The sequence below is a fragment of the Denitratisoma sp. genome (assembly GCA_032027165.1).
Taxonomy (GTDB): Bacteria; Pseudomonadota; Gammaproteobacteria; order Burkholderiales; family Rhodocyclaceae; genus Desulfobacillus.
This window is the reverse complement of record JAVSMO010000001.1, coordinates 1,885,257-1,909,405: the sequence shown is the minus strand read 5'-3', so window position 1 is coordinate 1,909,405 and position 24,149 is coordinate 1,885,257. Positions and strand designations below refer to the sequence as shown.

22 protein-coding genes are annotated in these 24,149 nt (G+C 69.5%); 7 read left to right on the top strand and 15 right to left on the bottom strand.

What is annotated here, in order from left to right; genetic code table 11:
* Positions 1-3: 3 nt before the first annotated feature.
* Positions 4-498, top strand: a complete 495-nt coding sequence (locus ROZ00_09390) for an NADH-quinone oxidoreductase subunit B family protein (protein ID MDT3736426.1) — start codon at positions 4-6, stop codon at positions 496-498.
* A gap of 1 nt (position 499) precedes the next feature.
* On the opposite strand, the gene ROZ00_09385 is transcribed toward ROZ00_09390, so the two are convergent.
* The 4 genes from ROZ00_09385 to chrA all read right to left on the bottom strand — a co-directional run bounded on the left by ROZ00_09385 (position 500) and on the right by chrA (position 5,160).
* On the bottom strand, positions 500-2,290 hold the full coding sequence (locus ROZ00_09385) for an ATP-binding protein (GenBank protein MDT3736425.1): 1,791 nt from the start codon (positions 2,288-2,290) through the stop codon (positions 500-502).
* Between the two features lie 10 nt (positions 2,291-2,300).
* Positions 2,301-3,038: a transporter substrate-binding domain-containing protein gene (locus ROZ00_09380; GenBank protein MDT3736424.1), complete on the bottom strand. Its 738-nt coding sequence runs from the start codon at positions 3,036-3,038 to the stop codon at positions 2,301-2,303.
* A gap of 126 nt (positions 3,039-3,164) precedes the next feature.
* Entirely contained in the window at positions 3,165-3,773 is a 609-nt protein-coding gene (locus tag ROZ00_09375) for a hypothetical protein (GenBank protein MDT3736423.1), read from the bottom strand.
* 22 nt (positions 3,774-3,795) lie between these two features.
* On the bottom strand, positions 3,796-5,160 hold the full coding sequence (gene chrA / locus ROZ00_09370) for a chromate efflux transporter (protein MDT3736422.1): 1,365 nt from the start codon (positions 5,158-5,160) through the stop codon (positions 3,796-3,798).
* 57 nt (positions 5,161-5,217) lie between these two features.
* On the opposite strand from chrA, the gene ROZ00_09365 reads away from it, so the two are divergent.
* Positions 5,218-6,417, top strand: a complete 1,200-nt coding sequence (locus ROZ00_09365; GenBank protein MDT3736421.1) for an MFS transporter — start codon at positions 5,218-5,220, stop codon at positions 6,415-6,417.
* On the opposite strand, the gene ROZ00_09360 is transcribed toward ROZ00_09365, so the two are convergent.
* The 8 genes from ROZ00_09360 to ROZ00_09325 all read right to left on the bottom strand — a co-directional run bounded on the left by ROZ00_09360 (position 6,411) and on the right by ROZ00_09325 (position 12,522).
* The gene (locus tag ROZ00_09360) at positions 6,411-6,992 is read right to left on the bottom strand and encodes a hypothetical protein (GenBank protein MDT3736420.1); all 582 of its coding nucleotides are present in this window, start codon (positions 6,990-6,992) and stop codon (positions 6,411-6,413) included. The two genes, ROZ00_09365 and ROZ00_09360, sit on opposite strands and share 7 nt — an antisense overlap.
* Positions 6,992-7,516: a universal stress protein gene (locus tag ROZ00_09355; protein MDT3736419.1), complete on the bottom strand. Its 525-nt coding sequence runs from the start codon at positions 7,514-7,516 to the stop codon at positions 6,992-6,994. The genes ROZ00_09360 and ROZ00_09355 overlap by 1 nt, the downstream gene beginning before the upstream one ends.
* A complete protein-coding gene (locus ROZ00_09350; protein ID MDT3736418.1) occupies positions 7,513-7,647 on the bottom strand; it encodes a hypothetical protein in 135 nt (44 codons plus the stop codon). Before ROZ00_09350 ends, ROZ00_09355 begins: the two co-directional genes overlap by 4 nt.
* Positions 7,648-7,658: 11 nt before the next feature.
* The gene (locus tag ROZ00_09345) at positions 7,659-9,341 is read right to left on the bottom strand and encodes a putative sulfate exporter family transporter (protein MDT3736417.1); all 1,683 of its coding nucleotides are present in this window, start codon (positions 9,339-9,341) and stop codon (positions 7,659-7,661) included.
* Between the two features lie 276 nt (positions 9,342-9,617).
* Complete coding sequence (locus tag ROZ00_09340) at positions 9,618-11,048, bottom strand: bifunctional serine/threonine-protein kinase/universal stress protein (protein MDT3736416.1); 1,431 nt, start codon at positions 11,046-11,048, stop codon at positions 9,618-9,620.
* Positions 11,024-11,767, bottom strand: coding sequence for a metallophosphoesterase family protein (locus tag ROZ00_09335; GenBank protein MDT3736415.1), 744 nt, complete (start codon positions 11,765-11,767; stop codon positions 11,024-11,026). Before ROZ00_09335 ends, ROZ00_09340 begins: the two co-directional genes overlap by 25 nt.
* Positions 11,768-11,884: 117 nt before the next feature.
* On the bottom strand, positions 11,885-12,127 hold the full coding sequence (locus ROZ00_09330) for a hypothetical protein (GenBank protein ID MDT3736414.1): 243 nt from the start codon (positions 12,125-12,127) through the stop codon (positions 11,885-11,887).
* A gap of 95 nt (positions 12,128-12,222) precedes the next feature.
* Positions 12,223-12,522, bottom strand: coding sequence for a hypothetical protein (locus tag ROZ00_09325; protein MDT3736413.1), 300 nt, complete (start codon positions 12,520-12,522; stop codon positions 12,223-12,225).
* Between the two features lie 92 nt (positions 12,523-12,614).
* Between ROZ00_09325 and ROZ00_09320 the strand changes: the two genes are divergently transcribed.
* On the top strand, positions 12,615-13,871 hold the full coding sequence (locus ROZ00_09320) for a glycerate kinase (GenBank protein MDT3736412.1): 1,257 nt from the start codon (positions 12,615-12,617) through the stop codon (positions 13,869-13,871).
* On the opposite strand, the gene ROZ00_09315 is transcribed toward ROZ00_09320, so the two are convergent.
* Genes ROZ00_09315 through ROZ00_09305 form a run of 3 tightly spaced genes read right to left on the bottom strand, consistent with a single transcriptional unit; the run spans position 13,868 to position 18,511 of the window.
* Positions 13,868-14,239 (bottom strand): response regulator, encoded by a 372-nt coding sequence (locus tag ROZ00_09315; protein MDT3736411.1) that lies wholly within the window; start codon positions 14,237-14,239, stop codon positions 13,868-13,870. The genes ROZ00_09320 and ROZ00_09315 overlap by 4 nt on opposite strands.
* Positions 14,236-17,469 (bottom strand): response regulator, encoded by a 3,234-nt coding sequence (locus ROZ00_09310; protein MDT3736410.1) that lies wholly within the window; start codon positions 17,467-17,469, stop codon positions 14,236-14,238. The genes ROZ00_09315 and ROZ00_09310 overlap by 4 nt, the downstream gene beginning before the upstream one ends.
* Positions 17,459-18,511, bottom strand: a complete 1,053-nt coding sequence (locus ROZ00_09305) for a response regulator (GenBank protein ID MDT3736409.1) — start codon at positions 18,509-18,511, stop codon at positions 17,459-17,461. Before ROZ00_09305 ends, ROZ00_09310 begins: the two co-directional genes overlap by 11 nt.
* A gap of 164 nt (positions 18,512-18,675) precedes the next feature.
* Between ROZ00_09305 and ROZ00_09300 the strand changes: the two genes are divergently transcribed.
* From ROZ00_09300 to ROZ00_09285, 4 genes are read left to right on the top strand one after another with little or no spacing between them, the layout of a single operon-like run.
* Positions 18,676-20,133, top strand: a complete 1,458-nt coding sequence (locus ROZ00_09300) for an FAD-linked oxidase C-terminal domain-containing protein (GenBank protein ID MDT3736408.1) — start codon at positions 18,676-18,678, stop codon at positions 20,131-20,133.
* Between the two features lie 5 nt (positions 20,134-20,138).
* A complete protein-coding gene (gene glcE / locus ROZ00_09295; protein ID MDT3736407.1) occupies positions 20,139-21,185 on the top strand; it encodes a glycolate oxidase subunit GlcE in 1,047 nt (348 codons plus the stop codon).
* Position 21,186: 1 nt separating this feature from the next.
* Positions 21,187-22,422 carry a glycolate oxidase subunit GlcF gene (gene glcF, locus ROZ00_09290; GenBank protein ID MDT3736406.1) on the top strand — a complete coding sequence of 412 codons (1,236 nt, stop codon included), beginning with the start codon at positions 21,187-21,189 and terminating at the stop codon, positions 22,420-22,422.
* Between the two features lies 1 nt (position 22,423).
* Positions 22,424-24,100, top strand: coding sequence for an AMP-binding protein (locus ROZ00_09285; GenBank protein ID MDT3736405.1), 1,677 nt, complete (start codon positions 22,424-22,426; stop codon positions 24,098-24,100).
* The last annotated feature ends 49 nt before the right edge of the window (positions 24,101-24,149 follow it).

Sequence of the window (24,149 nt, the reverse complement as noted above, 5' to 3'; positions counted from 1 at the left end):
CCCATGCTCAGGCGCATCCTGCGCACCGGCATCGTCACCGAGCCGCCGCCCGGAACCGGCGCGGAAGCGCGCGAGGTCGCGCGCCTGAACCGGGAGATCCTGCGCATCCTCGGCCGCGCGCTGACCATCCGCCAGGTCGACGCCGGCTCCTGCAACGGCTGCGAGCTGGAGATCCACGCCCTCAACAATCCCTACACCAACCTCGAAGGCTACGGCATCAAGTTCGTCGCCAGTCCGCGCCACGCCGACATGCTGCTGGTCACCGGCCCGGTGACGAAGAACATGGAGCACGCGCTGAAAGTGGCCTACGACTGCACGCCGGACCCGAAGCTGGTGGTGGCGGTGGGCGACTGCGGCTGCACGGGGGGCGTCTTCGGCGAGAGCTACGCCAGCTGCGGCGCCGTGGAGAAGGTCATCCCGGTGGACGTGCGCGTGCCCGGCTGCCCGCCGACGCCGGTGGCGCTGCTCGCCGGCATCCTGGCGGCAGTCCGCCGCTGACTCATCCCCTCGGGATCGTGAAATGGAAGGTGGCGCCGGCGTCCGGCGCCGACTCCGCCCAGATGCGGCCGCCGTGCCGCTCGATCAGGCGCTTGACGATGGCCAGGCCGACGCCGGTGCCCGGGAACTGACTTTCGCTGTGCATGCGCTGGAACATGCCGAACAGTTTGTCGGCGTAGCGCATGTCGAAGCCGGCGCCGTTGTCGCGCACGAAGAAGACGTCTTCATCCCCCTCGCGGCGGCAACCCACCTCCACGCACGGCGCGCTGCGTCCGGCGGAGAACTTGAGGGCGTTGCCGACCAGGTTCTGCAGGACCTGGTGCAGCATGGTCGCATCGCCCTCGACCAGCGGCAGGGCCGCGACGTCGACGCGGGCGGCCGGATGGTCGCCGGCCATCTCTTCTGCGATGCCGCGGGCCAGCTTGCCCAGGTCGACCGGCGCGCGATGCAGCGGCTTCTGCGCGGCGCGGCTGTACTCGAGGATTTCCTCGATGAGCGCGCCGAGCTTGCTGCTGTTGGCGACGATGCGGTCGAGCATGCCCTGGCCTTCCTCGGACAGGCGCCCTCGCTCGTTTTCCAGCAGCAGCCGCGCGAAGCCGTTGATGGCGCGCAGCGGCGCGCGCAGGTCGTGCGAGACGGTGCTCGAGAAGGACTCCAGTTCCTTGTTGGCCCGCTCCAGCGCGGCGGTGCGTTCGGCGACGCGGCGCTCCAGCGATTCGTTGAGCTCTCGGATGCTGCGCTCGGTCTCGACGCGCTCGGTGATGTCTTCCTTGATGGCGACGTAATTGGCGATTCGGCCGTGCTCGTCGACGATGCCGGCGATCGTCGTGTTCTCCCAGTAGAGCGTGCCGTCCTTCTTGCGGTTGTAGAGCCGGCCGCTCCAGATGCCGCCGCCGGTGATGGTCTGCCACATGTCCTTGTAGACCGCCGGGGGCGTCTGGCCCGATTTGAACAGGCTCGGTTTCTTGCCGACAACCTCCTCCGGCCGGTAGCCCGTCACCCGGGTGAAGTGGCGGTTGGCGTACTGGATTCTCGCCTCGGTGTCGGTGACGAAGATCGACACCGGGCTCTGCTCGACTGCGTGAAAAAGCGGGCGGATGCGGTTGTAGGAGTCCGTCAGGTTCTCGCGCAGATTGTTGTAGGCCGCCACCAGGGCGTCGAGCTCGTCCGGGCGCGGCGGCGGCCTGCGCTCGAGCACCACCGGGGTGTTGAGGTTCTCGAAGGAGGCCTGGCCGACATGGCGGGCGAAGTCCTCGAGGTGGCGGGTGACGAGGCGGTGCACCAGCAGGAACATGAAGAGGGCGACCAGCGCCGTCTTGGCGACGTTGGCGCCGACGATGAAGACGGCGCGCTCGACGAAGCGCGCGCGGGTGACTTCCAGGTCGGCGTCCACGACCAGCTCGCCGATGGCCTGGCGGCGGCCGCGGTAGTCGTACTCGAGGGGCCAGCGCCGGGTCATGCGCGCCTCCGTCTTTGCCTGGCCCGTCGAGGCCAGCACCTGGCCGTCGACGACCACCTCGGCATGGCTGAAGTCGCGGCGCTGCTTGATGCCGTCGAGGAGGATGGCGAGCTGCCTGCGGTCGGAGACCCACACCGCCTCGACGATGCCGGGCAGGAGGCTCCGCTCGATCTGCTCGAAGCGCTCCTCGACCTCGCGCAGGTCGTCGCGGTACTCCCACGTCAGTTGCAGGACCGTGATGACCAGCGCGATCGAGCCGCTGAAGAGGATGGTCCACAGGATCAGCCGGCGCGCCAGCGTGTGGGAGATGACCTGGGGCAGATCGCGCAGCATGCCGGGTGGACTAGCGGCGCGCCGACAGGGGCGCCAGGGTGTCGTCGAAGATGCGCTTGTAGCTGCCGTCCTGCTTCATGGCGGCCAGCGCCGCCGCCAGCTTGCCGACCAGCGGCGCATGCTTGCGGTGCAGGTAGATGAACATCTCCTGGCTGGCGAGCGGCGGCTCGAGCAGACGGGCGTCGAGGGCCAGCTCGCGCGCCCACCACAGGCCCTGCCAGCGCTCGTAGAGGATGACGTCGGCGCGGTCCTGGCGCAGCAGATCGAAGAGCTGCTCCGCGTTGCGCACACGGGTGATTTCCCCGCGGTTTCCCAGATTCTTCTCGAACACCTTCCAGCCGATGATGTGGGCGACGTGGTAGGGCGCCAGGGCTTCCCAGTTCCGCGTCGGGAAGGCGTGCCGGCGGCTGTAGGCGACGAAGTCGTTGTCGATGACCTTCTCGGGCACGCGGACCAGGTTCGGGTACTGCTTCTCGAGCCCCTTGATGCGCATCGCCATGCCGTCGTCGATGCCGGCGTCGGCGTTCTGCATGGCCCGTTCCGAGGCCTCGTAAACCTGCACCTCGGCCTGCAGGCCGATGCGGCGGAAAAGCTCCGCCACCAGGCGGTCGAGGAAGCCGCTGCGGTCGGACTGGGTATAGGGCGCGCGCACGCCGGTGTTGAGCACCAGCGCGCCGCCGGCCTCGGCCCGCGCGGTGAGCGCGAGCAGCAGGCCGGCCAGGACAAGAAAAGACGTCAGACGTTCCACTATTGCCGTTCTCCCCAAAGGGCGTGATTCCTGGCGGAATCGCGCTTCTCATGCGGGTTCACGGCATGTTTCTGAAGATATTGAACCATAAAGCGAATAGGGACAAGCCCCGGGGCGCGCTAAACGCTATGGGAGGCGTTCCTTGTCCAGCGCCTGCAGGCGCGCCGGTTGTTCGGTGCGCAGGCGCAGATAGTAGTCGCCGGGCTTGTCCGCTTCCAGAACCACCAGTGCCTTGCCTTCCTGCGTCCTGACCGCGGGTTGTTCGGCGATATCGAATCTTGCCGAAATCAGTTGGATGGTGACCAGGGCATCGTGCTCGAAGGTGAGGGTGAAGCGGTACCTGCCGGCCTCCAGCTTGCCGAGCGGTATGAAATAAGCCTTTTCTTCCGCCGCATGCAGCTGCTGCAGCAGCTCCGCCTTCCAGCGGCCGTCCTTCGGCGAAGGCAGGTCGATGGCGTAATAGCCGCACTCGAGCTTCATGTGCTCGAGCAGCGCGTTGAGCTCGCGGGCGGTCTGCAGCGTGATGTCGCCGGTATAGCGGCGGATGTGGCTGTCCGTGGCGCCGGGGTCGAGCCGGAAACTCAGGCGCGAGCTGCATTCGCCTTCGTGGCAGGTGGCACAGAGGATGTTGAAACGGACAACCGACGAGGGCGGAATGGGCGCCTGTTGCGCCGCGGCCGGCAATGGGACAGCCAGGCAGGCCCATGCCGCCAGAAGGCTCAGTTGGTTTCGCATCGCCTTGCCCATCCGCGGCCGTTCAGGCAGTCGCCTGAGAGAAAGCCAGGCCCGCCGCCGCGCAGGCGCCGATCACCGGCATGATGCCGATCCTGAAACGGAACAGGGCGAGGGCGGCGGCCAGCCCGATCAGCGCCGCCGGCCACTCGAAGCCGCCGGCGAAGGGCGCCGCGGCGCTCGCCTGCGGCCACAGCACGTGCCAGGCGAAGAACACCGCCAGGTTGACGATCACGCCGACCACCGCGGCGGTGATGCCGGTGAGCGGCGCGGTGAACTTGATGTCGCCGTGGGTGGCCTCCACCAGCGGGCCGCCGACCAGGATGAAGAGGAACGAGGGCAGGAAGGTGAAGAAGGCGGCGACGAAGCCGCCGGCGACGCCGGCCAGCGCCAGCGCCTCCGGCCCGAACGCCTGTTTGGTCCAGCCGCCGACGAAGCCGACGAAGGCCACCACCATGATGAGCGGACCCGGCGTCGTCTCGCCGAGTGCCAGGCCGTCGATCATCTGCGGGCCGGTGAGCCAGCCGTAGGTCTCGACGCCGCCCTGATAGACATAGGGCAGCACGGCGTAGGCGCCGCCGAAGGTGAGCAGCGCCGCCTTGGTGAAGAACCAGCCCATCTGCGCGAAGGTGCCGTGCCAGCCGCCCTGCGCCGCGAGCAGGGCCATGGCGAGTGCCCAGATGATCGCGCCGACGGCGCAGAAGGTGCCGAAGCGGGCCCAGGAAAAGCGCGCCCACGGCGGCGGCGGGGTATCGTCGTCGATCAGCGCCGCGCCGCAGGATTTTCCCGTCGCGCCGTGGCCGCCGCCGGCGGCGAACTTCGCCGGCGCCAGCTGGCCGCCGAGGTAGCCGAGGATGGCCGCCGCCAGCACGATGGCGGGGAAGGGCACGTTGAAGGTGAAGATGGCGACGAAGGCCGCCGCCGCCATTGCCCACAGCAGGCCGTTCCTCAGCGCGCGCGAACCGATGCGCCAGGCGGCGAAGACGACAATGGCGGTGACCGCCGGCTTGATGCCGTAGAGGATGCCGGCCACCGCCGGCACGTCGCCGAAGGCAAGGTAGATCCACGTAAGGGCGATCAGCATGAACACCGAAGGCAGCACGAACAGCGCGCCGGCGACGAGGCCGCCCCAGGTGCGGTGCATCAGCCAGCCGATGTAGACGGCGAGCTGCGTCGCCTCGGGGCCCGGCAGCAGCATGCAGTAGTTGAGGGCGTGCAGGAAGCGCCGCTCGGAGATCCAGCGGCGGCGTTCGACCAGTTCCTGGTGCATCATGGCGATCTGCCCGGCCGGCCCGCCGAAGCTGATGAAGCCGAGCTTGAGCCAGTAGCGGAAGGCTTCGCCGAAGGAGATGGGGGCAGGTGCGCGATGGCTTGCGTCGGGCGGTTCCATTCGAGGCTGTCGCGGGCAACGGGATGAGGGCAGTGTAGCGCAGGGGGTGGAGACGGCATGCTTTCCGACCGGCAAATAATTTTCATCACGGCATTCCTGCGCGCCCTCGCCACCGGCATGGCCGGCGTGCTGCTGGGACTGACTTTGGCGCGGCTCGGCTTTTCCGCAGCCGCCATCGGCGCCGTGCTCTCGGCAGGACTGATCGGCGCGACGCTGGCGCTGGTGGTGGTCACCTGGGCGGGCGACCGCCTCGGGCGGCGGCGCTGCCTGCTCTGGCTGTCGCTGCTGGGGGCCGCAGGCGGCCTCGGCGCGGCGCTGGTGTCCGGCCCTCTGGCGATGGCCGCGGCGGCCTTCGTCGGCACGCTCAACGGCATGGGCCGCGACCGCGGCGCGGCGCTGGTGCTGGAGCAGGCCATCCTGCCGGCGACGACGGACGATGCGGGACGCACCGGCGCCTTCGCCCGCTACAACCTGCTCACCGACATCGGCCACGCGCTCGGCGCCTTGCTGGCCGCGGCGCCGGCGCTGCTCGCTGCCGCGGGTATCGACGAGACGCAGGCGCATCGCGCCATGTTCCTGCTCTACGCGCTGCTGCTCGCCGCCGGTGCGCCGCTGGCGCTGAAGTTGTCGGCGGCGGCGGAGAGCGGCGCCGCCGAAGCGCTCCGGCCGGTGTCGCCCGAGAGCAAGAAGATCGTCTGGAAGATCTCCGCGCTGTTCGCCGTCGATTCGATTGCCGGCGGCTTCCTCGGCTCGGCGCTGCTCTCCTATTTCTTCTTCGAGCGCTTCGCCGTTTCCGCCGCGCTGATCGGCGGCCTGTTCTTCGCCGCACGCGTGCTCAACGCCCTCTCGCATCTCGGCGCGGCCTGGCTGGCGGCGCGCATCGGACTGGTGAACACCATGGTGTTCACCCACATCCCGTCGAGCGTGCTGCTCGCCTCGGTGGCCTTCGCGCCGAACTTCTGGGTGGCGGCGATCCTCTTCCTGCTGCGCGAGGGCCTGGTGGAAATGGACGTGCCGACGCGCCAGTCCTACGTGATGGCGGTGGTCGGGCCGGAGGAGCGCACCTACGCTTCGGGCGTGACGCATCTGGTGCGGGTGGGCGGCTGGGCGGTGGCGCCTTCGTTCGCCGGCTGGCTGATGCAGGCGGCGTCGCTCGGCGCACCGCTGTTCATCGGCGCCGGCATGAAGATCGCCTACGACCTGCTGCTGTGGCGCGCCTTCCGCAAGCTCAAGCCGCCGGAGGAACGGGATCAGTAAAGAAATGCCCAGATGGCGGCGACGAAGAGCACGAACTCGAACAGCGTCGCCCAGACGATCAGGCGGGCGATGCGCCGCTCACGCGGTTTCATGCCCAGCCAGACCCGCTCGCGCCACCAGCGGTAGCCCGGCAGGCGGTTCCAGCGCGCCAGGCCGAGCAGGTGCCGGCGGAGGGCCATGCCCCAGGGCGTCAGGCTGCGGTCGACCTGGGCAAGCGCTGCCGCGTTCTCCGGCTGGCGGTAGCTTTCGCGGATCGTCAGCAGTGCGCCGGCCGCGTGCGGCGCCACCGCCACTTGCGTGGCGAGCTTGAGGCCGCTGTCGTAGTCGAGGCGGAAGCCGTTCGCGCCTTCCTCCCGAAAAGTCAGTCCGCAGGAGACGGCGAGGCCGTTCATTTCGTTGAGCCCTTCGAGGCGGTAGCACCCGTCGGCGGCGCGCTCGAAGCGGCTTATTTCAAGGTAGGGGTTCAGGCGCAGCAGGCGCTCGACGTTGCGCGCGTAGCCGAGCGCCTGTTGCGGCGCGAGCGGCAGTTCGATGTCGACCCAGGCGGCGTTCTCCGCCGCGGCCGGTTCCGCCATCAACGCGCGGTCGCCACCATGAACGGCACGGCGAGGCCGCGGCCGAGCCGGTCCAGGTCCATGCGCGAGCGCAGTCCGGGCGCGCCCTTCTGCCGCGGCGGCCCGATCACCACCAGGTCGGCATCGCATTCGCGCGCCGCGGCGAGCAGGCACTCGGCGGGCTTGCCGTAGGCGAGCCGCGGCACGCACTCGATGCCCTGCGCCGCGCAGCGCTCGGCCACGCTGTGAAGCTGCTCGCGCGCATCGGCTTCCAGCTGGCCTTCGACGTGGCGGCCGAAGGCGTCGCGCGTCCACGCGTTGTTGAGCCAGTCGTCGCCCTGCATGCCGTCCCAGAAGTCCGGCACGACATACAGTGAGACGATGCGGGTGTGACCCGGCACCGCCAGCGACAGGGCCAGCGCCGCCGCCTGCTCCGCCCCGGGCGTGCCATGGTGGGCGAGGAGCAGGGTGCGCGGCGCGAGGCCGGTCGCCATGGAACGGGCGGCCGCCATGCCGGCGACGGCCGCGTCAGTCGATGCACTCATTTGCCGATGTACAGCAGCACGCCGAAGGCGATGAGGCAGGCGGCGATCAGGGCGCCGACGTCCTCGAAGCGGTCGCTGACGAAAATCGACAGCTGGGTGCCGCGCTCGAACTTCTTCTCTTCTTCAGCCATGACGGTTCTCCTTAAACGAATTCGCGCACGAACAGCAGGACGACGATCAGCGAGCCGATCGCCTTGATGAGGCCGACCACCGAGCCGATGATGAGCGGCTTGCCGCCGGCCTGCTTGATCGAGGCCACGGTGATCTGCATGCCGAGGCCGGTGAGGCCGAAGGCAAACAGCCAGGCGATCCAGTCGCGGTAGGCCTTGATGATCTTCGAGTCGTGCCAGGCGGCCTTGTGGGCATTGCCGAGCGCGTCCTTGGCGCCCTTGTCGAGGCCTTCCATCTTGGCGACGCCGCGCAGCAGGACATCCTGCTCGCGGGTGGCCAGCTTCCTGTTGGCGATCAGGTCCTGCAGGGCTTTGTTGTCCTCCGGCGCCGTCACCTTGGGCAGCGCCGCCTGCAGCGCGGCGAGGTCCTTCTCCTTGAGCAGCTTGTCCTCCTTGATTTCCGTGCTGGAGAAGTACTTGCCCTGGTAATGGCCGGCCGGCGCGAACACGCCCATCGTCGAAAGGATGAACAGGCCGAGGAAGCCGAGCACGAAGACCGGGAACTTGGCGATCAGCACCTGGCTGAGGTCGATCTTCTGCGCGCCGGCTTCGCGCTTGACGTACCAGGCGGCGAGCCAGACGACGATGATCGGCAGGAACAGCACGCGGGTGATGTTGAAGATCTCCGCCACCTTCAGCGTCTGGATGCCGTGCGGGTCGAAGGCCAGCGCCGCGCCCGCCACCTGCGCCGAATTGAGGATGCCGGTGCCGGCCCAGGCGCCGAACTGCACCGGGCCCATGCCGAGCAGGTGGCCGATGGTCGGGAAGATGAACATGCACAGCACGCCCCACAGCAGGATGGTGCCCAGCGTGAAGGCGATGTCCACCGCCTTGGCGTTCACCACCGGCGAGGCCGCCACCGCCGCCGAGACGCCGCAGACGCCGACGCCGGAGGAGAGCACGCCGGTCATCGAGTTGCTGGCGCCCATGCGCGGGCCGGCCAGCAGCACCAGCCAGACGGAACCCAGCACGAAGACGCCGATCATCACCACCGAGAGGGCGCCGAGCTGCGCCAGCTCCGCCGCGCTGTACAGCGTGCCGAGCAGCACCACGCCGGTCTTCAGGAAGAAGCGCGCCGTGCGCACGCCGTTGGCGGCCCAGCCCGGGATGCGGAAGACGTTCACCACGATCATGCCGATGACGATGCCCAGCACGACGTAGTTGAGGTTGAGGATCTTGGCGAAATCCCAGCCCAGCGTCGGCAGGGCCGCCTTGCCCCAGTTGGCGAACATCGGGTCGAGGCCCCAGCGCACGACGAAGGCGATGGACAGGATGAAGGCCATGCCGGGGAAGATCGAGATGTAGTAGTCGAGGTGGCCTTCCTTCGGCTTCACGAGCAGGATGAGCAGGCCGATGACGCCGAAGATGCCGCCGAAGATGAAGGCGAACTGCGCCTGGCCTGCCTTCAGTGCGTCGAATTTGCCCGGCTTCATGGCCTTGGCTTCGGGGGCCGGCTTGCCTTCGGCCGCGGCCTTGTCGGCGGCGGCCTTTTCCGCAGCCTGATGCTTGTCGACGGCCTGCTTGTGCTCCTTGTATACGCCGGGGTGCAGCCAGGCCTGCAGGCCGTCGACGGCGCCGGTGTTGTTGAGCCAGCCCCACAGCAGCATGACGATGCCGATGATCAGCAGTGCCGGCGATTTGTGTGTGTAAACCATGCCTTCCCTCCTCTCATTTCATTTTTCTTCAAGGACGCACCCGGCAGCGGCGCGTTGTATTTGTTGGCATGCGCGTTGCGCTAGCAACCGGTGGGCGGCGGGGTGGCCTTGCGTGCGGGGGGAAGGGGAAGAAACGAAATCGAACGACACGAATTGCTCATGACGCTGCGCCTCCTCGTTGGTTATGCAACCTTGTTCTTATTGTTGGATGTGCATTTCTACAGCGAGGCGGTGCGCACTACAACTTCATCAATTGAATAAATAGATGTAAAAATTCTATGGATTATTTTCCGGCGGCCTGACGACGCTCACGCTGCAGGGCGCTTCGGCCACCACCCTGGCCGAGACGCTGCCGAGGTAGCGGCGCAGGGCAGAGTGGCCGCGCGCACCGACCACGATGCGGTCGACATGGTGCGCCGCAGCGTAGTCGAGCAGGGTAGCGGCCGGATCGGCGCTTTCGGCCAGATGGACGCGCAGCTTGTCGGCGGGCAGGCCGAGGGGGTGCGCCCAGTGGCGCAACTCGACCAGGGCGGACGTCTGCCGGGCGTGATCGATCTCGGGCGCCGATTCCTCGCCGAAGGGCTGCGGCGCCAGCACGGCGATGAGGGTGATGCGCAGGTCCGGTTCGGCGATCAGCGAACGCCGCAGTGCGGCGCGCATCGCCTCGGCGAGGGGCTCGCGGCGGTCGGCCAGGTCTATCGCGGCCATCACGTGGGGCGCATGGGCGAGATGCCGGGCCGGCGTCGCGGCGACCGGCGCCGGCTCACGCAGGGCCTGCAGCCAGCGTTGCGCCGCGGCGATGGGTCCGGCGCGCCGCAGTCGGGCGGCGCGCGCCGTCAGCGGCACCTGTCCGGGGTGGGCGAGGTCATGCAGCAGTTGCGCGGCGGTGGCGTAGCGCGCCTCCGGGCGAATCTCCAGGCAGCGCAGGATGATTTCCTGCAGCCAGGGCGGCAGTCCGGGGCGCAGCGCGCGCGGCGGCACGGGTTCGACGTACAGCCGCCGCCGCATGCCGCCGCGCGTGGTCGGCGCGCCGAAGGGCAGCGCGCCCGTCGCCAGGCGGTAGGCGAGCACGCCGAGGGCGAACAGGTCGCTGCGCGGATCGTTGCGGATGCCGGCGAGCTGCTCCGGCGAGATGGCGGCGCCGGTGCCGGCCGGCAGATGGAATTCCTCCTCGACGAGGTCGGGCAGTTCGCCATGGCGGGCGAGGCCGAAGTCCACCAGCACGGCACTGCCGTCCTCCCGGAACAGCACGTTCTCCGGCTTGAGGTCGTGGTGGATGACGTTCTGGCGGTGCAGGTCGTGCACGGCCGCGGCGACGGTTCCCGTCAGGCGGACGACTTCCGCCGGGTCGAGCGGCGCGCGCGCGGCGGCCTGCGTCAGGCTGCCGCCGCCGATGCGTTCCATGGCCAGCCAGGGCGCGCCGTCGACGCGGCCGCTGGCGACGAGCCGCGGCACGTGCGGTCCCGCCAGCCGGCCGAGGATCATCAGCTCCACCTCGAAGCCGACCAGGCAGCCGGGATGGCTGCCGAAAGCCAGCCTCGGGATCTTCATGACGAGCGGGAAGGGCGGGGGATCTTCGCCGCTGGCCTCGACCGCATAGAGCAGGGCCATGCCGCCCTCGTGCAGCAGGTCCACGATGCGGAAAGCGCCCACCTCCGCCCCCGGCGGAAGCCGGCGCTCGCCTATTCCCCCCTGATCAGTCGCCATGCCAGTCGCTCCGGCAGTCCGGCCTCGAGAATCCTGTTCGCCGCCGCCCGGGCATCATAAGGCACGCGGTAATGGGTGAGCGTGCCGGCGGCCGAATCGTGGAGGGCGTAGCAGGCGGCCGGATTGCCGTCGCGCGGCTGGCCGGCGGAGCCGACGATGACCAGCCAGCGGCGGAAGTCGCTGAGCGGCATGGCCACGCCCGGCACCGGCGTGAAGGCCCGAAGCGCGCCGCCGGGGGTGGTGAAATACAGCTGGGGGTGATGCACGTGGCCGACGAAGACGATGCGCGCCGCGGTTGCGTCGAGCGCCTGCGCGGCCTCCCGCGCGCCGGTGATGTAAGTCCATGCTTCCGGCCGGTCGGCGCTGGCATGCGCATACAGGCGGTCGTCCTCGGCCACGGTCAGCGGCAGGCCGGAGAGGAAATCCCGCTGGCGCGGGTCGAGCCGTTCGCGCGTCCAGTAAATGGCATCCCGGGCGGGAAGGCTCATGGCGTCGAGGTGGCCGCCGAGGCAGGCCGTGTCATGGTTGCCGGCCACGGCCAGGGCGCCCGCGCCGACCAGGCCGGCGACGATGTCGAGGCAGGCCAGCGGGTCGGCGCCGTAGCCGACCAGGTCGCCGAGGAAGGCGAACCGGTCCGTACCTTCCCGGCGCGCGTGGTCCAGGCAGGCCTGCAGGGCCTCGAGGTTGCTGTGGACGTCGGCCAGCAGGGCGGTGCGCATGGACGGATCATGCCTGACCGCCCCGGTCGCGTCGATGCCAAAAAACAAGCCGGCGTCAGACGCCGGCTTGGAGCCGCCCAGGAGGGGATTTTGGGCGGGTGAGGAGTCGTTGCGGGTTCAGAAGGCCAGGTTGCCGGGCGCGCTGGACTGCCGGTTCCGATACACGCGGGAGGAGGCCATGACGAGCTGGAACAGGTCCAGGGTCGTCAGCTGCGGATAGGCGGCCCGCGCCGTGCGGAAGACCACCCACTCGACCGGCAGGCCCTGCGGCGGCCGGGTTTCATAGCAGGGCTCGATCCGGTTGTAGGCCTCGTCGAAAAGTGCCCGCAATTTGAGGTTCTTGCGTCGTTCGTTATTCATGAGCCATTCCTTTTATTGCTGTGTTTGCCTGATTTAACGACAAATAACTTGAAGCCTGAATAGGTCGGCAGATAAATCGCTTGTAGGAATCTTTCCTACACGGCGGCCTGCGGCATGCGGATTTCCTCCGGCTGCGGCAGATGCCCGGCCTGGTCCCGCATGCGCTGGCGGTAGACGCGCACCGAGGCGCACACCAGCAGATGGACCTCCTGTGGCGGCAAGTCGGGGTATGCTTCGCGCAGCATGCGGAAGGCGAGGTGCTCCAGCGGCACCCGGCCCCAGGCCTGGCGCGGGTCGAGGCAGGGCAGGACCCGCTCGTAGGCTTCCTCGAACAGATCGCGCAGCCTGTGGTTGTGGCGCCGTTCTACGGGGGGAAAATCGGTTTTGCCGGCCATGTCCGCTCCTGGATATCGAAGTTTCGGGCGGGTTCATGGCCTTCAAGGTTTTTTACGGCAACTGAATGGGAAACTTTAGGCCGGACATGGAAATGGATGCGCGACAGTTCCTGAAGGGGCTTTTCGAGGCGGCGGTCGCCGCCGCCGACCCGGCCGCCTGCGTGCCGCGCCACTTGCCGCCGCCGACCCGGGGCCGGACCGTGGTGATCGGCGCCGGCAAGGCTGCCGCGGCCATGGCCCATGCCGTGGAGCAGCACTGGACCGGCGAATTGTCCGGCCTGGTGGTGACGCGCTACGGCCATGCCATGCCCTGCCGGCGCATCGAGGTGGTCGAGGCGGCGCATCCCGTGCCCGACGAGGCCGGCCGCGCCGCGGCGGCGCGCATGCTCGCCGCGGTGCAGGGACTGACTTCCGACGACCGGGTGCTGGTGCTGGTTTCCGGCGGCGGCTCCGCCCTGCTGGCCCTGCCCCACGAGGGCATCACCCTGGCCGACAAGCAGGCGGTGAACCGCGCCCTGCTGAAGAGCGGCGCCGGCATCGGCGAGATGAACTGCGTGAGGAAGCACCTCTCCGCCATCAAGGGCGGGCGCCTCGCCGCGGCGGCCTACCCGGCGCGGGTGCTGACGCTGGTGATCTCCGACGTGCCGGGCGACGACCCGGCGGTGGTGGCCTCCGGGCCCACCGTGCCGGACCCGACCACCTGCGCCGACGCCCTGGCGGTCCTGGAGAAATACCGCATCGCCGTGCCGCCGGCGGTGGAGGCCCTGCTCAGGTCGGGCATCAGCGAGACGCCGAAGCCGGACGACCTGCGCTTCGCCCACTGCGAGACGCGCGTCATCGCCACGGCGCAGGCCTCGCTGGCGGCCGCCGCCGCGGCGGCGCGCGCGGCCGGCGTCGAACCGCTCATTCTCGGCGATGCCCTCGAGGGAGAGGCGCGCGAGGTGGCGAAGGCCCTGGCCGGCATGGCGAAATCCTGCGCCCGGCACGGCGCGCCGGCGCGGCCGCCCTGCGTGCTGCTCTCCGGCGGCGAGACGACGGTGACGGTGAAGGGGCGGGGGCGCGGCGGGCGCAACGCCGAGTTCCTGCTGGCGCTGGCGCTGGCGCTCGACGGCGCCGCCGGCATCCATGCCCTGGCCGGCGACACCGACGGCATCGACGGCACCGAGGACAATGCCGGTGCGGTGCTGACCGACGATACGCTGGCGCGCGCCCGCGCCGCCGGCATCGACGCGAAGGCGCGGCTCGCCGACAACGACGGCTACGGCTTTTTCGCCGCGCTGAATGACCTCGTCGTCAGCGGGCCGACGCGCACCAACGTGAATGACTTCCGCGCGATCCTGATCGCCTAACGGCCCAGCGCCGCCGCGACCTTCTCCAGGAACTCGGCGGGATGGAAGGGCTTGGCGATGTAGCCGTCGCAGCCGGCAGCCAGGATGCGCTCCTCGTCCCCCTTCATGGCGAGCGCGGTGAGTGCGACGATCCTCAACCCCGCCGTGGCCGGATCGGCGCGCAGGCGGCGCGTCGCTTCGAGGCCGTCGATGCCGGGCATCTGGATGTCCATCAGCACGAGATCGGGCAGGCGCTCCCCGGCGAGGCGGACGCCCGCCTCGCCGTCGGCGGCGGCCAGCACGGCATGGCCGGCCTTCTCCAGCAGCAGCGTGGCGAGCTTGAGGTTGGCCGGGTTGTCCTCGACGATCAGGATGGTGGCCACGGTCATCGGTCCCTCGATCCGAGTGCGCGCCTCACTTCGGCGAGGAAGGTTTCGGGCGAGAAGCGGCTCTTTTGCACGACGGCCTGGACGTGGCCGTTGAGTGCCGTGCGGTCCTCCGGGGCGAGGTCCTTGCCGGTGACGATGACGATCGGCGCGAGGGCCGTGCGCGAGTCGGTGCGCAGCACCGTCACCACGTCGAAGCCGGAGAGGTCCGGCATCATCAGGTCGAGCAGGATCAGGTCGGGCGGGGCGGCGAGCGCCTTTGCGACGCCCTCGCGTCCGCCGTAGGCCCTGTCTACGGCGTAGCCTTCCGCGGCGAGCAGCGTGGAGAGATGCTCGACGGCCGCCGGATCGTCGTCCACCACCAGGATGCGTTGCCCGGCCTCTCCGGCCGGGCCGAAACCGAACTCGGCCAGCGCCCGCATCAGATCCTCCCGGTGGAAAGGCTTCTGCAGCACCGCGGAGGCGCCCAGCGAGAATCCCTTTTCCTGCTCGGCGACGATGGAGATCACCACCACCGGGATGTGCGCGTAGGCGGCGGAGAGCTTGAGCCAGTTGAGGAACTGCCAGCCGTCCTCGCCCGGCAGCAGGATGTCGAGGGTGACGAGGTCGGGCGTCTCCGCCTCGAGGTGCGCGCGCGCCTCGGCGGCATTGGCGGCGCGGATCGCGGTGAAGCCTTCCTGCTCCAGCGTCAGGCGCAGGAGTTCGAAGGCGCGCACATCGTCCTCGACCACCAGCACCTTGCCGCCGCGGGTTTCCGCCGCCTTACCGGAATGGCGGCGCGCGACGGCAAGGCAGTCGGCCGCCGGCCGGTAGGGCAGCCAGACGCGGAAGGTCGAGCCCTTGCCCGGCGCGCTGTCCACCGCGACGGCGCCGCCGTGCAGCTGAGCCAGGGATTTCACGAGGCTCAGCCCCAGCCCGGTCCCCTCATGGCGGCGCGACAGTGCCGAGTCGATCTGGGTGAAGGCGGTGAACAGCCTTGCCTGGTCCTCCGGCGCGATGCCGATGCCGCTGTCGGCAACGGCGATCTCCAGGTAATCGAGGACGCCGGGGGGCTGCTCCGTTCCGGACGGCACCTCGGCGAGCGGCACGCGGCGGGCCGAGAGCGCGACGCGGCCGCCCTCCGGGGTGAACTTCACCGCATTGGAGAGCAGGTTGTAGACGATCTGCTTGACCTTGCGCCCGTCGGCGCAAAGCTCGCCGACGTCGGGCGCGGCCTGCAGCTCCAGCGCCAGGCGACGGGCCATCGCCTTCTCGCGCACCACGGCCAGGCCGGCGCGCAGGAGCGAATCGACCGGCAGGCACTCCAGCTCCAGCGTCATTTTGCCGGCCTCCACCTTGGACAGGTCGAGGATGTCGTTGATGAGTTCGAGCAGATGGGTGCCGCTGGCGAGGATGTCCTGCAGGTATTCGCGCTGCTGCGGCGTCACTTCGCCGGCCATGCCGTCGCGCATCACCTCCGAAAAGCCGATGATGGCGTTGAGCGGCGTGCGCAGCTCGTGGGACATCGAGGCGAGGAAGTCGCTCTTGATGCGGCTGGCCTCGCGCGCGGCCCGCTCGCGCGCCTGCGCCTGCAGCGCAGCCAGCCCGATGGAGAGGTCGTCGGCCGCCTGCGCGAGCAGGGATACCTCCGCCTCGCTGAAGGCATCCGCCCTGCCGGCGTAGAGGGCAACGGCGCCCCACAGCTCGCCGTTCAGGCGGATCGGCAGCGCCGCCGCGGAGGCGAGGCCGCGCGGGGCCGCGAGCGCCTGCCAGGGCGCATACAGCGCGTCGGCAAGGATGTCCTGCATGATCACCGTGCGCTGTTCGCGGATGGCGGTGCCGAGGGGGCCGCGGCCGGCCGGCGTATCGGCCCAGGTGAGTTGCCGCAGCGCCGCCTCGAATTCGCCGTCGATGCCCTCGCCGGTGACGTACTCGATGCTGTGCGCCTCGTCGTCGATGCGGCGGCCGATCCAGGCGGCGCGGTAGCCGCCCTGGCGCACCATGTGGCGGCAGATGGCGGAGAGCAGCGTCGCTTCGTCGGCGCTCTTCAGCAGCTCGCGGTTCGAGGCGTTGATGATGCGCAGCGCGCGGTTGGCGCGGTCCAGCTGGCGTTCGCGCTCCTCCACGGCTGCGGCCATGCCGTCGAAGGCGGCGGCGAGGCGGCCGATCTCGTCCGGCGCATCGATGCCGCTGCGCGCGCCGAGATCGCCCCCCGCAAGACGGCCGGCCGTATCCGACAGTCGACGCACGCGGCTCAGCACCATTGCTTCGGCGGCGAGCCAGGCCAGGGCGAAGCCGGCCAGGAGGATGAGGGCCATGAAGGCCAGGCTGGTGGCGAAGCGCTGGCGCGCCTCGGCCTCGGCGGCGTCCTTGGGCAGGCCGAAGAAGACGGTTAGTTCATTGTCCGTGCCAGGGACATGGGCGTATGAATAGATGCGCGGCACGTCGTCGACGCCGGTAGCCTCGGCGGCACCCTCCGCCTTGCCGGCTGAGATGGCGAGCAGCATCCGGGCCCGAGGGTGCGTCTTGCCGACCCAGGCGGAATGTTCGGGATGGCGGGCGAGGATGCGGCCCTCGCGGTCCAGCAAGTGCAAAACGCCGTTCGCCGGCATCGACAGGCCGGAGACGAAGCCCGACAACCAGGCCAGGTCGAAGGCCGCGAAGACGACCCCAGAGATTTCACCCCGCGAGTTGGTCACCGGGCTGCCGAATGTGATGCTGTGCCGGCCGGTGACGCGCCCTACGAGATGTTCGCCCACCGCGAAACCCTGCGTGTCGAGCGCGCGGCGGTACCACAGGCGGTCGCCCACCAGCGGCGGATGTGCTGGGTCGAAAGGTTGTGCGCTGCAGGACACCCTGTCGTCAAGCGATGCCACGCCGAGATTGCCGTATTGATGCAGCTCGCGCTGCATCCTGGCGAGAACTTCGCTGCATATCGGCAGACGCGGATCGCCCCTGACTACGGGAAGACTGGCGAGGATGGCGAGCAGCCTCCTGGTTTCTGCGACCTTCTCGCCGAACTCGGCGGCGCGCGAGGCGGCGATGTGGCGCGCGCTGGCGGCGATGCCGGCGCGTTCGTTCCGCAGGATGTCGTAATGCAGCCAGGCGACCAGCATGAAAGCCGGCGCCAGCGCCAGGGCGACGAGGGCGAGCAGGCGTGCGCGCAGGCTGGAGAAGGGGGCGGCGGCGCGCAGGCCGGGCGGGCGCGCCGTCCCGCCGGGACTGACTTTCCCCGCCGGCGCCTCAGTCGGCATTGGTCTCGTAGATTTCGCGCCAGCGCCCGGCACAACGGCCGAAGGCGTCGAGCACCTGCGGGTCGAAGTGGCCGGGCTGGGTGCGGCCGTCGCCTACGGTGATGATCTCGACGGCCCGCGCGTGCGTGAAGGCCGGCTTGTAGGGGCGCTTCGAGCGCAGTGCGTCGTAGACGTCGGCGATGTTCATGAGTCGCGCCGGGAAGGGGATGGCCTCGCCCTGCACGCCGTCCGGGTAGCCGGTGCCGTCCCAGCGCTCGTGGTGGTTGAGGGCGATCTCGGCGCCCATCTTCGTGTAGGGGGAGCCGCCGCGCTCGAGGATCTTCGCGCCGAAGGCGGCGTGGCCCTTCATCACTGCCCATTCCTCCGGAGTGAAGCCGCCCGGCTTGAGCAGCACGGCATCGGGAATGGCGATCTTGCCGATGTCGTGCATCGGGCTGGCATGGAAGATCTCGTCGCAGAAATGCGCATCCATGCCGAGCTCCTCGGCCATGTCGCGGCAGTAGAAGCTGATGCGCTGGACATGGGCGCCTGTTTCCTCGTCCTTGAATTCGGCCGCACGCACCATGGTGAAGATGGTGTCCTTGTAGGCTTCGCGCAGCGCCTGGGTACGCTCGGCCACCTGTTCCTCGAGGATGCGGTTGTGCTCGGCGAGGAAGTTCTGGTACTCCTTCAGACGCAGCATGTTGCGTACCCGGATCCACAACTCGGCGCGGTCGATTGGCTTGTTGAGGAACTCCTCGGCGCCCATGTGCAGGGCGCGCAGACGCGAGTCGCGATCTTCCAGGGCGGTGACCATGATGACGGGGATGGCCTTCGTGCGCGCGTCCTGCTTGAGCCGGCCGGCCACCTCGAAGCCGTCCATGCCCGGCATCATGATGTCAAGCAGGATCAGGTCCGGCAGCCGGTCTCTCAGTTGCGCCAGGCAGGCGTGGCCGGAGAGGGCGGTCATGATCTCGTGGCCCTCGGCCTTGAGCTGGGCCTCGAGCAGGCGGATGTTGCGCAGGTCGTCGTCGACGATCTGGATCAGAGCCGGTTTGCCCATGGCCCTCTGCCCCTCCGTTGGCGGAAATTATGCGTTTTTCCTAGATTATGCCTTTTGGATGGAGTGTTCAAGCGGAATCGCGCACAGGCTGGCGCCGCAACCGGTGTTTACCCGCATTGCCAACATGGCCACTCCGCCATTAGCATCCGCCAGACGGAGGAAACATGGGCTCACCCGAAGAACACCGACAGCTGACCGAGGCCGAGATCGCCCGCCTCGTCGCCGGCCTGCGCCGCATCCTGGCGACTGACTCTTTGCTCGTCGAACGGGAGGACCTCGTGCCCTACGAGTGCGACGGCCTCACCGCCTATCGCCAGCTGCCGCTGCTGGTGGCGCTGCCGACCACCGAGGAGCAGGTCGTCGCCGTGCTGAAGCTGTGCCACGAACTGCGCGTGCCGGTGGTGGCGCGCGGCGCCGGCACCGGCCTGTCCGGCGGCGCCACGCCGGTGCAGCACGGCGTCGTGCTGTCGCTGGCGAAATTCATGCGCATCCTCGACATCGACCCGGTGGCGCGCACCGCGCGCGTGCAGCCGGGCGTGCGCAACCTCGCCATCTCGGAGGCGGTGGCGCCCTTCAACCTGTACTACGCGCCCGATCCGTCGAGCCAGATCGCCTGCACCATCGGCGGCAACGTCGCCGAGAACTCCGGCGGCGTGCACTGCCTGAAGTACGGCCTGACGGTGCACAACGTGCTGCGCGTGCGCGTGGCGCTGATCGACGGCACGGTGGTGGAGATCGGCAGCGAAGCTTTGGATTCGCCCGGCTACGACCTGCTCGCCCTGATGATCGGCTCGGAAGGCATGCTCGGCATCGTGCTCGAGGCGACGGTGAAGCTGACGCCGAAGCCGCAGCTGGCGCAGGTGGCGATGGCCTCCTTCGACGACGTGGTGAAGGCCGGCAATGCGGTCGCCGACATCATCGCCGCCGGCATCATCCCGGCCGGGCTCGAGATGATGGACAAGCCCGCCACGGCCGCCGTCGAGGACTACGTGCACGCCGGCTACGACCTGAATGCGGAAGCCATCCTGCTTGCCGAATCCGACGGCACGCCGGAGGAGGTGGCCGAGGAGATCGCCGCCATGTGTGCCGTGCTGGAAAAGAGCGGCGCCACCGAGATCCGCGTCTCGCAGAACGAGGCCGAGCGGCTGAAGTTCTGGGCCGGGCGCAAGGCGGCGTTTCCGGCGGTGGGGCGCATCACGCCGGATTATCTCTGCATGGACGGCACCATCCCGCGCAAGCACCTGGCGCGCGTGCTGACGCGCATCGCCGAGCTGTCGCAGGAATACGGCCTGCGCTGCGCCAACGTCTTCCACGCCGGCGACGGCAACCTGCATCCGCTCATCATGTTCGATGCCAACCGGCCCGGCGAGGTCGAGCGCGCCACCGGCTACGGCGGCAAGATCCTCGAGCTCTCGGTCGAGGTCGGCGGCACCATCACCGGCGAGCACGGCGTCGGCATCGAGAAGGTCGGCCAGATGTGCGCGCAGTTCTCGCCGCAGGAGCTGGCCGCCTTCCGCGGCGTCAAGGCGGCCTTCGACGAACACACCCTGCTGAATCCCGGCAAGGCCGTGCCGACGCCGCGGCGCTGCTCCGAATACAGATTGACGGGCTCAGCGAAATGAGCGACATGACGGAAGCGCTGCGCGAGCGCGTGCTCGCCGCGGCGGTGGACAAGGCGCCGCTGCGCATCCGCGGCGGCGGCAGCAAGGATTTCTACGGCAATGCGCCCGAGGGCACGCTGCTCGAGACGGCGGGCCATGCCGGCCTCGTCGCCTACGAGCCGACCGAACTGGTGGTGACGGTGCGCGCCGGCACGCGGCTGGCGGAACTCGAGGCGGCGCTGGCGGAAAAGGGCCAGATGCTGGCCTTCGAGCCGCCGCATTACGGCGATGCCACCGTCGGCGGCTGCGTCGCGGCGGGGCTCTCGGGTCCGCGCCGCGCCACGGCCGGCGCAGTGCGCGACTTCGTCCTCGGCGTGAAGCTGCTCGACGGCCAGGGGGAAATCCTCAACTTCGGCGGCCAGGTCATGAAGAACGTCGCCGGCTACGACGTCTCGCGCCTGATGGCCGGGGCGATGGGCACGCTGGGCCTGCTGCTGGAAGTCTCGCTCAAGGTGCTGCCGAAGCCGCCGGCGGAGGCGACGCTGCGCCTCGAGCTGCCGCAGGACAAGGCCATCGAGGCGATGAACCGCTGGGGCGGCCAGCCGCTGCCGATTTCCGCCACCTGCTGGAGCGATGGTTTGCTGACGCTGCGCCTGTCCGGCGCGCGCGCCGCGGTGGCGGCGGCGCGCGAGAAGATCGGCGGCGAAGCCGTCGCCGATGCGGATGGCTTCTGGCGCGGCGTGCGCGAGCAGGAGGACGGTTTCTTTTCCGGTGGTGCGGCGCTCTGGCGCCTGTCGCTGCCGTCGAAGGCGCCGCCGCTGGCCCTGCCGGGCGAACCGCTGATCGAGTGGGGCGGCGCCCTGCGCTGGCTGGCTTTCGACGGCCCGGCCGCGGTCGTGCGCGAGACGGCGGCGCAGGCCGGCGGCCACGCCACGCTGTTCCGCGGCGGGGATAAAGGCATCGGCGTGTTCCAGCCGCTGCCGGCGCCGCTGATGGCGATCCACCGCAAGCTCAAGCGCAACTTCGATCCGCAAGGCCTGTTCAACCCCGGCCGCTCGTATCCCGACTTCTGACATGCAGACCAACCTCGCCGATTTCATCCGCGGCACGCCGGACGGCGACACGGCCGACGCCATCCTGAGGAAGTGCGTGCACTGCGGCTTCTGCACCGCCACCTGCCCGACCTACCAGTTGCTGGGCGACGAGCTCGACGGCCCGCGCGGCCGCATCTACCTCATCAAGCAGCTGCTCGAGGGCGCCGCGGTCACCGAGAAGACCCAGCGCCACCTCGACCGCTGCCTGACCTGCCGCGCCTGCGAGACGACCTGCCCCTCCGGCGTCGAATACCACCGCCTGGTCGACATCGGCCGTGCCGTGGTGGCGCAGCGCGTGGCGCGCCCGTCCGGCCAGCGCCTGTTGCGCTTCGCCCTGCGCGAGGGCCTCACCCGCGGCTGGCTGTTCGGGCCGGCCTACAAGCTCGGACAATTCTTCCGACCGCTGCTGCCGCCTGCGCTGAAGGCCAAGGTGCTGCCGAAACAAAAGTCAGTCCCGGCGGCACGGCGTTCCCACGCGCGCAGGATGCTCATGCTGGCCGGTTGCGTGCAGCCGAGCATGTCGCCCAACATCAACGCCGCCACGGCGCGAGTGCTCGACCGACTCGGCATTTCCGTCATCGAAGCGGAGGGCGCCGGCTGCTGCGGCGCCGTGCGCCTGCACCTCGACGACCACGAGGGCGCGCGCGAGGACGCCCGGCGCAACATCGACGCCTGGTGGCCGCACATCGAGGCCGGCGCCGAGGCGATCGTCATGACGGCCTCGGGCTGCGGCGCCCATGTGCTGGAGTACGCCCACCTGCTCGAAGGCGACCCGGCCTATGCGGCGAAGGCGGCGCGCGTGACGCTGCTCGCGCGCGACGTCGCGGAAGTGATCGCAGCCGAGAAGGACGGTCTGGCGGCCCTGCTGCAAAAGTCAGTCCCCGCGGCACGGCGCAAGATCGCCTTCCACTCCCCCTGTTCGCTGCAGCACGGCCTGCGCGTGCGCGGCGCCGCGGAGGCCATCCTGCAGGGGGCCGGCTTCGAGCTGGCGCCGGTGGCCGACGGCCACCTCTGCTGCGGCTCGGCCGGCACCTACTCGATCCTGCAGCCGGAGCTTTCGCTGAAGCTGCGCGACAACAAGCTCGGCTGCCTGCAGGCCGGCGCGCCCGAGGCCATCGCCAGCGCCAACATCGGCTGCATCGCCCATTTGCAGGCCGGCACGCCCACGCCGGTTTCCCACTGGATAGAATTGCTGGATCGACAACTGGGAAGCTGAGATGGAACTGAACGCCGCGGCGAAGAACTACGACGAACTGTTCGACACCTTCCGCTGGAACGCGCCGGCGCGCTTCAACATGGCGCAGGCCTGCTGCGGGCGCTGGGCGGAGGACCGCGCGCGCTTCGCCCTCTACTACGAGGACGAGGCCGGCCGCACCGAAGCCTGGAGTTTCTGGGACATCCAGACGGCGGCCAACCGCCTCTCCAACGTGCTGCACGCGCTCGGCGTGATGCGGCGCGACCGCGTCGCCATCATCCTGCCGCAGCGGCCGGAGACCGGCATCGCCCACATCGCCTGCTACCAGATGGACGCCATCGCGCTGCCGCTGTCGCACCTCTTCGGCCCCGACGCGCTGGAGTACCGGCTGGAGAACTCGGAAGCCTGCGTCGCCATCGTCGACGAGAGCACCCTGCCCAGGCTGTGGGCGGTGAAGGACCGGCTGCCGCACCTGCGCCACGTCATCGGCGTCGGCGGCGCCAGGGAAACCGGCGTGCACGACTGGGACGCGCTGCTGTCGCGCGCCTCGCGCCGCTTCACCTGCGTCGACACCGCGGCCGACGACCCGGCCGTGATCATCTACACCAGCGGCACGACGGGCAATCCGAAGGGTTCGCTGATGGCGCAGCGCACCCTGCTCGGCAACCTGTCGGGCTTCGCCTGCTCGCACGACTTCTTCCCGCAGCCGGGCGACATGTTCTGGTCGCCCGCCGACTGGGCGTGGACCGGCGGCCTGTTCGACGCGCTGCTGCCGACCTGGCACTACGGCATGCCGATCCTCGGCTACCGCGGCCGCTTCGACCCGGAGAAGGCCTTCTGGCTGATCGAGAAGTACGGCGTGCGGAACGCCTTCCTCTTCCCCACCGCGCTGAAGATGATGATGAAGGCGGTGCCGGAGCCGAAGTCCCGTTACGACGTGAATCTGCGCACCATCATGAGCGGCGGTGAGGCGGTGGGCGAGACGGTGTTCCGCTGGGCGCAGGAGCAGCTCGGCGTCAGCATCAACGAGATCTTCGGCCAGACCGAGATGAACTACGTCGTCGGCGGCTGCGCCGCGGCGTACCCGGCCAAGCCGGGCGCCATGGGGCGGCCCTATCCCGGCCACCGCGTGGCGGTGCTCGACGAGGCCGGCAACGTGCTGCCGCCGGGCGAGGTCGGCGAGGTCTGCGTGCAGCGGTCCTGCAACGGCGAACCGGACCCGGTGTTCCTCCTCGAATACTGGAAGAACCCGCAGGCCACGGACGAAAAATACATCGGCACGGGAGAATCCGCCTGGGGCCGCACCGGCGACCTGGCGAAGACGGACGAGGACGGCTACCTCTGGTACCAGGGCCGCGCCGACGACATGTTCAAGAGCGCGGGCTACCGCATCGGCCCTTCCGAGATCGAAAACTGCCTGGTCAAGCATCCGGCGGTGGCCAATGCCGCCGTGGTGGGCGCGCCCGACGAGACGCGCGGCACCGTCGTCAAGGCCTTCATCGTGCTGCAGCCCGGCCGGCAGGCCTCGGGCGAGCTGGAGGCCGAACTCGCCGCCCACGTGCGGCAGTACCTGGCGCCCTACGAATATCCGAAGGCCTTCGAGTTCATCGACAGCCTGCCGATGACCACCACCGGCAAGGTGCAGCGGCGCGTGCTGCGGCTCCGGGAAGAGGAGAAATTCCGGGCCGGGCATGCCTGATCAGGGCGGGATCGGCCCGGGCGTGCTACATTCGGGCCGAATATTCATC